General features: G+C 31.3%; 2 protein-coding genes. Both read right to left on the bottom strand.

Annotation, left to right across the window (positions count from 1 at the left end; translation table 11 throughout):
* A partial coding sequence (locus NF27_RS10790) for a plasmid pRiA4b ORF-3 family protein (protein WP_161791870.1) occupies positions 1 to 363 on the bottom strand: 363 nt, incomplete at its 3' end.
* Between the two features lie 474 nt (positions 364 to 837).
* On the bottom strand, positions 838 to 11,940 hold the full coding sequence (locus NF27_RS10780) for a tetratricopeptide repeat protein (RefSeq protein ID WP_161791869.1): 11,103 nt from the start codon (positions 11,938 to 11,940) through the stop codon (positions 838 to 840).
* Between the last annotated feature and the right edge of the window lie 38 nt (positions 11,941 to 11,978).

The raw sequence follows: 11,978 nt of genomic DNA, 5'->3' as shown, positions 1-11,978 counted from the left end.
AATACACCTTGGATATAGCTTCTTAGGTTCAGCTGATAGCAGTTTCTCAACTCTAATTTCATGCTCCCAATTTGCTATAAAATCATATTGATACATAAACTTTTCATTTAGGTGAAATTCAAAATCTTTTAAATATATTTCCTCGGGATCATCACTAAAGCCCATTCCACCTGCATAATAAATCCCATAAGATTTACCTCGTATTATAAATTGGTGTAAATGTATTCCCTCCCAACCCATAATTATTTGTATATAATAATGTAAGTCTGCAATACTAGTATCACTACTTACTAGTATTCTTCTCCAAATTCTTGGGCTGATCTTCTTGAGCCTAACATATAATTGGTATATCTCTTGGGCCATTTTAACTTACTAAGTATTTTTCTGAAATTAGGAAGCCAAAATCCTTTTATCTTTATGCTATTATCATTCCTTATAATTAAGGCAAATTTACTAAACTTTCCATTAAAATTCAATCTTCGTGTACTCACCCCCAGCTTTTGAATGGTCTCGTGCAAGAGGCCGTATGGGTGGTCGCCCTCCTGGGTTATCTAAAAAAGCACTACAAAAAGCTTGTGCTGCAGAGGCCTTATATAAACATAATGAATTAACTTCAGAACAGATAGCCAATCATCTTACTATTTCAAAAACAACCCTATATAAGTATTTGAAAATTAGGAACGTTGATCGGCATAAGTGCATAGCTAAGCCAGATTCGTCATTTATGGGGGTTCTTCCACAGACCCCCTATAACAAAATTCTCAACCTAAGTCTTAATTTTCACAATTTATTCTGCTTATTCTCTATTTCGATATACCCTTTAATTTAGTGTAAATGTTATTTGATTGTTTCTCTTTTAAACTTCTCTGTTATAAGATGTGCTTGTTCAGTAATATTTACTTCTTTTAATACTATAAAATAGTCACCAGAAGGTGACCTTTCTAACATAAAAGGTAAATTATACCTTTCAGATAGATATTGTGTATATTTTTCCAAATCTTCCTTTTTATCCACTTTAAAAACAGCATCAACAATACAACTTTTATCATTTCTTAAAAATGCTTTAAAGTGCTTACCGGTTAAGATAGTGAGCATTTTTGTTACTTGATGGTTTTCTATTAATTTTCCAGGTGTATAATTACCATTGTTAAGTATATCGGATGAAAACTGTAAATTTGATACTATTAATTGCTCATCTAATCCAATGGATTGTAATTCTTGTTCAGTTGGCTTCATTTCAATAAGTAACTTAAGGTATTTCTGGGCCTTAATTGGATTACTTTGATTATTCTGACTTATTAAAATCTTGCTCACAACACATAAAATCAACATTCTTGTGTTCTGTACTAAACTATGGGTATCGTCTAAACACGATAAATATAGGAAGTAACATTCTACTGCATACGATAGCACTTTTTCTAATTGACTCAGTTTAAAGTAAAATATGGCTAAACTTTTTTTAGTATGAGCTATTTCTAAGGTATCTTTTTTATTTATCTTTGTATTTAAAGACTTAAGTAAACATACCTCTGCTTTATCATGTTCTTCAGTACTTATGTATAAATCTCCTAAAAGATTTAAGCTTATAGCATAATCTAAGCTATCTTTTCCTAAAACTTCTTCTTTAATTCTTAAAGCTTTTAAACAATGTTTTATTGCCATGTCATATCTATTTATATCTCTATAGGTACATGCTATATTGTTTAATACTGCTGCATAATGTAGTTGATCATCAACAAATCCGTTTTCATAAATCCATATAGCCTTGTTATAAAAATTAATGGCATCTTGTGAGTCTTCCATATATCTACAACAATTCCCTATATTTACCAAAACTCCAGCTATAGAATAATGCTTAGAGTACAAACTTTTCTCTTTGATCACTAAGCTTTCCTTATATCTACTTAATGCAGCAGGAAAATTATTTTGCCTATAATAAATGTTTCCTAGGTTTACTAAGCATGATACAGAATATGTCTCATTGCCTTTAAATACTTCTAATGACTTTAAGTAAATTTTTTCTGCTTTTTTTAAAAGATTCTTTCTAAAGAAGATATTAGCTACATTGCATAAAATAATGCCATACTCAATACTCTTTTCTCCAAACAAGTCTAGGGTATTTTTTAATGCAACTTCATAATCCAGTAGAGCATCATCATATTCTTCTCTTTTAAAATGAATGTTACCCATACAAATATGATAAACTAACTCTAAATATGGTTTATTCTCTCCTATTAACTCTTTAGCTTGAACATAGCTTTCTATAGCTTTGTTTATTTTATCTCTCCTATAATAAATATGACCTAAACTGAATAAGGTTTGAATAACTATAATTTTTAAATCAGGAGTTAAATCTATCCGTAATTTATCTCTTTTATAAAAAGTCATTAACTGATTATATTGGATCTCTGCTTCTGTATAGCGAAGGAATTTTTGATTTATTAACCCTTTAATATGTAACAAATTTAATCTATCAAGACCAAAACTATAATGGCTCATTACAAACTTTACAGCTTTATAAGAAGTAATATCAGTTAAGCTTTGGTGTAATGAAAATGATCTAAAAAAGAAAGCATTGAGTAATAAATTATATTTTTCAAATATAAAATTTGGTGATTGCTTTAAAAATAATCTTCCCTCTTGGCTTTCATTATCAATATAATTTCTTAATCTTAATTCTACAGCTATGTCAAGCATTATAGATAAGTTAAGATAAGCTTCCTTAGAAATTATCCTCTCATTTTTAAATACTTGAAGTAAGTCCCATGAATTTTGGTATGGATATATTCCTAAAATACAATTCCCTAACCCAGCAAGTATCCTATCTGGAAATCTATATACATCCTTTTTAATATCAAGAATCTTACCATCACTTACAGCTTCAAATAAAAGTGATGGATTATATTTCTCTTCATCACTCTTAATAATCTCAAAAGCTTTATGCTGAATAGTACTTTGGTATTTTCTTACCTTTTCAAAATAATTTGACATTAGTCTCTCATCTCCTGATATCAGGGTAAGATATCCTAAAGCTTGAGATAATTCGGCATCGAGCTTAAATACTTCTTCATTTTGGAAATTTGCTATTTCCTGTGACGTCCCAATTAGTTCAAAATCATTGTGCCCCCTATACCCTTTTCTACCTAAAGGTGATTTACATGCATGCCACTGTGACCCGTCGAAACTAAACCCTCTCCTGCTTATGCTATCATAAAACCAGTTATGCTCTTTATCTGAACCATCACTTTGCTTAAAGTTGTTTAGTTCTTTTATTCCGAATACCGTAAGTAAAGATTCCCCAAAGTTTGTTACCTTAATATACATTAATACTGTCAAGTTCCTAAAATACTCTTTGACCCTCTCTTCTTCTCTCTCTAATCCCTCCTCTATCAATACTCCCCATTCCATATCTGACCAGGGGGTCATGGTTCCTAACGCCATTGATCCAATGCCAAAGACTACATACTCTACTTCCCTTCCATCTCCTGTTTTTTTATCTATTACCTTAGGTAGCCCTCCTAATTCTTTTATACAATCGTTCAGTAATCGTTTAATTAGCCCATTTTCTCCTATAAAGTACTCTCTTATCTCTCCATAAATCTTCTCTACTTCCTTCGCCCTCTTTTCTAATCCCTCTTCTTCTATTTCTTCCTCTCCTTCCTTTATCCCCATATCTTCTATTTGTGTCAGTTTATCTTTTATAAGGGCTCTAAAAGTAATTAAATTTTCTTTATATTTCTTTATTTCCTCTAAACTTGTTTTACTGCTATATCCTTCAGGTAATTGTCTGCTATTGTTAAATTGCTTTATAAACTTTTCTTCTACTGACTCTATTTTATTCTCTACTGCTTTCCTTCGCTCTTCTTTCTTTATCTTATCAGGTAATCTATCTATTATATTAAGTACATACTGATATATCCCTACTGCCTTGGGGTAATCCAGTCTATCCTCTCCCCTAGAATATATATCTCCTAACTTTAAAAATAATTTGTATTCTTGCTCATAATACTTACCTATATTTATCCCATTATTACATAACTTTAACCCTTCTTTTATTTTATGTAAGCATTCTTCTATATCTACTGTAGCATATAAACTATCTACTTCTTCTCTTATTCCCTCTATTTTTTTTAATGTTTTTTCTGCATTTAACAAAACTATATTATCCAGCTCTTCTTCATCTTCTTTGCCTACCCCTCTTCCTATGTAGTTCTCTATACAATCTAAACTTATTACATCCTCTGTTTCTTTAAAAAGTAATTTGTAACATCCTTCTAGCTCTTCCTCTGTATACTCTCCTCTTTCTCCTTTTCCTAATGCTCTCTTCTGCTCTAGTATACTAAATATCATCTCTATATATTCTGAAGGTAACTCACTTATTTTCTTTCCTATGCTTAATTCATTTCCTGCCAAACGATCTACTCTGTTCTTGCTGCTTTGCTTTATCCTTTCTTCTATCTCTTCTGATCTATCTGTATTTATTTCTAGGCCTGCTATCTCTCCACACTCTCTTATATGCCTTGCCCTTATCCTTACTACTTCCTCTTCATGCTTATTTGCAGTAATTGGACTTAGGCTATATTTATTTTCCTCTTCTCCCGATGCCTCTGCATATACTTCATTCCTTATCTCTCTCCTACTGTAACCCCTTATATTACTGAATATTATTACACCACAATCATAGCTGTTCTCATAACTCCCTTGCTGATCTATCTTCTTCTCATACTCCTTAACCTCTATTTCTTCAGCTCCAACTTCTACTCTTTTATTTCTTAGCTCTGTTCTTATTAAGAACCCAATCTGCTCCTTTATTACTTGCAATAGCCTTTTCATTTCCTGCTTCGGAAAATGCCCCACACCATATGGATCGTCATATAGTATGCTGCTTCCTCTACTTTCATAATCTATTTCTATCCTTACACTTCTCCAATGCAGCCCATATAATATAGGTAGCACTATAACTCTCGGCATAGATTGCCATCTATCGTTGTTATACTCTTCTATTTCATGATTGCCTGTTATTCTTGCTATATCATCTCTCAGATATTCTCTAAAATTATCTGAATGGTATGGATCAGCTATGAATATGCCTTCCTCATTCTCCCTGTGCGTAACATACCTTTCTTCTTCTTTACCTACTGTATCGATAGGACATAACATACTTTTTCTTATTACTACCAGCAGTCTAAATCCGTCAGTAACACTGTACCAATACTTTCTATCTTCTCCATTACTAATCAGATTCCTATCATCCCCTGCTGCACTTAAATCTCTTAATTTCTTCCCGGTATTTTTACTATACTCTTCATCTTCCTTGGAAGCTGAACCTAAACTTTCTACAGCTCCTTCTTTCATTGTTTTAAATTGCGCTTCCCACTCTAATATATCTTCACATAGCTTTTTTGCTCTCTCAGTAACTTCAAATCTTTCTTGCTTTAATCTTCGTTTGATAAAGTCATATACTGCTTCAACTAATTCTTCTCCTTCATATCTCGACAGTATCCCACCTTTCTTATTGTACTCCTCAACCGCTCTCTTAATATTATTAAATAATATTCCATCCCACTTCTTATCTAAAGCTTCACCTATATCAACTGAGAGTATATATTCTTTAAGCTCTTTACAATGCTCACCTATGATGAAGCTCTTAACTATTTCATGTATTTGTAAGTAAATATTTTCTTCTTTAGACATATCTTGAATAGCAAAGCTTGAATCCCGTACTAATGTATCCTCTTTAACATCTTCTAAAATCATTTTGTCATTTTGCTTTTTTTGTGCTTCTAAAACATCTAAGATATTATTAAAACAAGTACTGTAAAGAGCATGCTCCTTACCATATACCCTTTCAGTAATATTTAATACCTGCTTATAATTGCTCAATGCTTCATTAAACTTTCCTTGATAAAATAAAATTGTGGCAAAACTATTTAATGAATTAATATAGTCATAATCTTCTTTACCAATTGTTTTCTCTCTAATAACTAAAACCTGCTGAAAATACTCCAAAGCCTCCTCATATTGTTTTTGAGAAGATAATAATGAAGCTATATAACTCAAGGAACTAGCATAATAAGGATGTTCTTTTCCATATACTCTTTCCCTTATAGCTAGAGCCTGCTTATGATATGATAAGGATTTTTCATATTCATTAATAACTTTGAATACTAAAGCCATACCACTTAGGGAGTTAGCATAATAAGGATGTTCTTCGCCATATATTTGCTTTATTACTATTGAAGCTTGGTTATAGTAGTCGAAAGCTTCTTTATACTCCTTAAGAGCATACAATACTGTAGCAGTATTATTTAATAAATTAGCACTATCAGGATGATTTGTACCATATACCCTCCTAATAATTGTTAAGGCCAGCTTATCGTATAATAAAGCATCTGAATATTTACCCTGATAATATAATATTTCAGCAATATTGTTTAATCCATTAGCATAATCAGAATGTTCTTTTCCATATATTTTTTCTCTTATAGTCAAAACTTGCTTATAATATAATAAAGCATATATATATTGCTTTCTAGCCGTTAAAATTGAAGCTATACCACTTAAAGAATTAGCATAATCCGAGTGTTCCTTACCATATACTTCTTTTAAGATATTTAGAGCCTGTTTATACTTTTCTAAAGCTTCATTATAATGGCCTCCAGCTTTTAATGTTAAAGCTAGATTATTTAAGCAAATAGCATAATAAGGATGTTCTTTACTATGTACTTTCTCTATTATTGCTAATGACTGATTATGTTTTTTTAAAGCTTTTTTATAATGACCTTGGTTATATAATACTGAAGCTATACCGTTTAACAAATTGGCATAATAAGGATAGTTTTTCCCACATACTTTTTCTACTATGGTTGAAGCCTGTTTATACCCTTCTAAAGCTTCATTATAATTACCTAATGTCCCAAGTACCTTAGCTTTTTCGCTTAAAGAATTAACATAATCAAGATGTTCTTTGCCATGTACTTTCTCTATTTTTACTAAAGCCTTATTATAATATTCTAAAGCCTTTGCATATAATCCTTGGGCATTAAATATCGAAGCTATATTACTTAAACAACTAGCATAATAAGGATGCTCTTTTCCATACACTTTCTCTCTAATACTTAAAACCTCCTTGTAATATTCTAAAGCCTTTATATATAATCCTTGAGCATTAAATATTGAAGCTATACCACTTAAACAACTAGCATAATAAGGATGCTCTTTTCCATGCACTTCATCAATTATCGCTAGAGACTGATTGTAATGTTTTAAAGATTTTCTATATAGCCCTTGAACATTTAATATTGCAGCTATACCATTTAAACAACTAACATGATAAGAACTATTCATACCCCATGTTTTCTTTATTATCGCTAAAGCCTGGTCATAACTATTTAAAGACTCCTTATAATATCCTTGATCGTATAATATTAAAGCTATACCACTTAATGAGCTTGCATACTCAGGATGTTCTCTCCCATGCACTTTCTCTATTATCGCCAAAGCTTGATTATAATTTTCTAAAGACTTCGTATATTGCCCGAGGTTTTTCAAAGTAAAAGCTATCATGTTTAATGCGAAGGCATAACTAGGATGTTCTTTGCCATATATCTTCTCTCTAATAGCTAAAGCCTGTTTATGGTATTTTAAAGCACTCATATAATGTCCTTGGTCATTTAATACTGAGGCTATCTCACTCAAAGAACTAGCATAATCAGGATGGTCTTTTCCATATACTTTCTCTCTGATAATTAATGCTTGCTTATGATACTCTAATGCTTCCTCGTACTTTCCTTGAACACCAAGTATTTTACCAATATTATATAGTGAATTAGAATAATCAGGATGGTCTTTCCCATATGCTTTCTCTCTAATATTTAATGCTTGCTTATGATACTCTAATGCTTGCTTATGCTTTCCTTGAACTTCTAGCACATTACCAACATTATATAGTGAATTAGAATAATCAGGATGGTCTTTCCCATATACTTTCTCTCTGATAATTAATGCCTGATTATGATACTCTAATGCTTCTTGGTATTTTCCTTGCTTAGTAAAAATTGAAGCTATACTACTTAAAGAAGTAGCATACTCAGGATGTTCTTTTCCATATACTTTCTCTCTAATATTTAATACTTGCTCATGATACTCTGAAGATTCTAGATATAACGCTTGGTCATATAATACTAAAGCTATACCACTTAAAGAAGTAGCATATTCAGGATGTTCTTTTCCATATACTTTCTCTCTGATGCCTAATGCCTGATTATGGTATTTTAATGACTCTGGGTACAATCCTTGGTCATATAATACAAATGCTATACCGCTTAAAAAAGTAGCATATTCAGGATGGTCTTTCCCATATACTTTCTCTATTATAACTAAAGCCTTATTATAATATTCTAAAGTTTCCGCATAGTACCCCTGTGTGTGTAGCATGGTAGCAATGCTACCTAAGGAGATAGCATAATCAGGATGATCTCTTCCATATATCTTCTCTCTAATACCTAAAGCTTGCTTAAAGTATTCCAAGGCTTCTATATATTGTCCTTGGGCAAATAATATTGTACCGATACTATATAACGAATTAGCATACTCAGGATGTTCTTTTCCATATACTTTTTCTTTAATACCTAAAGCTTGTCTCTCATGTGCTAAAGCTTGAGTATATTTACCTTGGCTCAATAATACTAAAGCTACATTATTTAATGAACCAGCATAATCAGGATGATCTTTCCCATATATCTTCTCTCTAATACCTAAGGCCTGTTTGTATTTTTTAAAAGATTCTACGTATCGTCCTTGGGCAAACATTATTGATGCGATACCACTTAAAACTGTAGCATATTCAGCATGATCTTTGTTATATGCCATTTCCAGAATATTTAATGCCTGAGTTAATTCATTTAAAGCATCTAAATACTTTCCCTGAACCAACATTACTTTGGCTATATTACTTAAAGAGATAGCATAGTTATGATGCTGTTTACCTCGGGCTTTTTCTGTTATAAATAATGCTTGTTTATAATTTTCTAAAGCACCTAAATAATGTCCTTGGGCAAATAATACTGTACCAATGTCATTAAATGAATTAGCATACTCAGGATGTTCTTTTCCATATACTTTCTCTCTAATAACTAGTGCCTGCTTAAGATATTCCAAAGCTTCTGTATATTGCCCTTGTTCATGTACTGTTAATGCAATATTACTTAAAAACGCAGCATACTTAGGATGTATTTTCCCATATACTTTTTCTATACTAAATAACCCTTGCTTAAGATACTTCAATGCTTCTGAATACTTCCCATGTTTTTTCAGCATTAAAGCAAAGCTTCTTAAAGAAATAATATAATTAGGATGTTCTTTACCGTTTGTTTTTTCTCTAATACTTAATGCCTGCTTGAGATAACCTAAGGCTTCTGTATATTGTCCTTGGGTTTTTAATACTTCTGCTATATTGTTCAAAAAAGCAGCATAAAAAATATGCTCTTTTTGTATCAATTTCTTCACAATAGAAAACCCTTGCTTAAGATACTTCAATGCTTCTGAATACTTCCCTTTTTCATATAATATTAGTGCAATATTATTTAAAGAAAGTACATATTCCATATGCTCTTTTCCATACATATTCTCTTTAAGATGTAGAATTGTACTATAGAATTCATATGCTTCATCATACATGCCAAGTCTGTATGATGTATGCCCAAGCATATCAAACAACCTAGCGTCTGTCGGTTGCTCATTCATTCCTTCCTTGAGAGCAATAAATGCTTTTTTATATTGTAATAATCTTAGATACACAGAACCCTTAACTTTTGGGCTATCATTATAAAAACATCTTTTATTAAAAAAAAATTTTTTTGTACTAGAAGTAAAACTTTTCTGATTCATACAGAAATCGGCCAATGATCTATGCAAAGGTTCAGAAATATAATAATACTTTAAAAGTCCTCCATGTTCACTTATATTATATTCTGATAAGTAAAATGTTTTTTTAATTCCATTCTGAACTTCTTTTTCACTATCTTCAGAATACAATATAGAAATTCGCTCAAATTGTCCTTTATTGTTAATATAGGTACGAAGTCTTAGCATTGAAGCAAAGCTTACAATATACTGAAGATTATGTTTAGGATTCTGAACTTCTTCCTGAACACTAACAATTATTTCTTCATTCTTCATTTTTTCTATAGCTTCCCATAAGCTTTCAAATTCTAAACCATAATAAACTGCTATACTATAGATATACCTGTCCGGTAACCTATATATTTCTTGTTTGACATCGACTAGTTTACCCTCTATTTCTTGTCCAAATAGCCTGGGCTGAAAAACATCAAGATCTCCTTTAACTAATATAGGAGGTTTAGATGGATCAAGATGATTAAATTCTTTAACTCCTTCTTTTAATCTTTTTACTGTCCTTTGTTCACGATTTGGCAACCCATTAACAAGCTTATTCAAAAACTCCGTAACTCTTCTTTTGTAATCAATGAATAAACTTTTTTCCTTATAAATAAAGCAGCTTGCTTCTAATATATATGGTAGATTCTTATCTATATGACTATACTTCTCATCTAAATACCTTGCCATCTTTTCAGGGGTTTGTATCAGCTCATAGTCCTTATCTTTTTCTATTCTACCTAGTGGTGTTTTACCTCCTAAATCAAAGTTAAACCCTCTACATACAAAACTCTCTAAGTTAATACTATATTTACTGGTTGGTATTATAGTTTCTCCTAAACAAATTACCTTGAAATGTACTAAGTGGCTTAGGTTCTTAAAATAATTCTGAACCTTAGGATCACTATTATGCTTGTATTCTTCATTTCCAGTAAGTATAGCAAACTCTAAATCTGAATAGGGTGTAAACTGATTCAGTGCTAATGAACCAAGCCCTATAACACTATATTTGCAAGGAGGCTTACCTATCACTTCTTCACATTCTTTAAATATTCTTGCTATAAAGCCTTTAACTTGTTCAGCTATATGTTCAAATAATCCCCTAGTTTCATTTATAAAGTATTCTTCTAATTCATATGCTGATTCAGCTTCTTCTTTCTTTAGTGATACTTCATCTATCTCTTTTACTTTCTGCTCTGCTTTCTCTCTTAATCGCTTTAAAAAAGTTCTGTTATCTTTAGATTCTTGCTCTACTAATTTAGTTGCCCCATTTATAGAAATACACACTAGCCCACTAAGCTCTCTCCATATTACCTCTAACTGCTCAAATGCCTGAATCTCGTAATTATCTAATTTTTGATTAGTTGTATCTTTTTGCTCCTCTCTTACTCTCTCTACCATACTTAATACATATTGGTAGAATACTGCTGCATCTGTATAATCTTCTGCTTTGTTGGATACTCTTCCTATATCTATATATAAATCTCCAAGCTCTTTATATGTTTTTATTAAGTTAGTACCTATTTCAAAACAAGGAGTTAAGGTATAGTCATATACTAATTTCCTTAACTCTGCTGCATATCTTTGCTCTATTATTAAATACTTATTAAGTTTCCCTGCCTTTGAAAATTCTTTTGATACTTGAGATAATTGTATAAGATCTTGAGCGGATAAGTATCTTATAATACGTAATGTAGCTTCCTGTGGGACTTGTAATATACTTTCAGTATAAACTTTACTTCTTATGTGTATTCTAGGTAAAATTGAGCTTAATACTGCTGCACATTCCGTATTGATCTGGTTCTGTAACCTACTTAGCTTAAATTCAGTAGTACTGCTCGTTAAGTTTTCTTTATCTCCTTCTTTCTTTGAAAATATCATAGTCGATAAGTCTATAGCTTGGCTTAGCTCATCTTCTCCAACCATACTTTCGCTATTTAGTTTATCTTTACCTTTTAGTGAAGCTTTTGTAATTTCTTCAATCTGCTTTTCTATATCTTCAAGTTCTCTTTCTGCCCTTGAACTATAATCTTTCCCATTCATTATTTTGAGTATTTCTTCTCTTCTAGCTTCTAATATCA

This window comes from Candidatus Jidaibacter acanthamoeba (genome assembly GCF_000815465.1).
Classification (GTDB): domain Bacteria; phylum Pseudomonadota; class Alphaproteobacteria; order Rickettsiales; family Midichloriaceae; genus Jidaibacter; species Jidaibacter acanthamoebae.
This window is presented reverse-complemented; position numbering and strand designations above follow the sequence as displayed.

Excerpts from the sequence above, each read along its gene's own strand:
- NF27_RS10780 (WP_161791869.1), bottom strand. The coding sequence starts at position 11,940 with ATGAATGGGAAAGATTATAGTTCAAGGGCAGAAAGAGAACTTGAAGAT.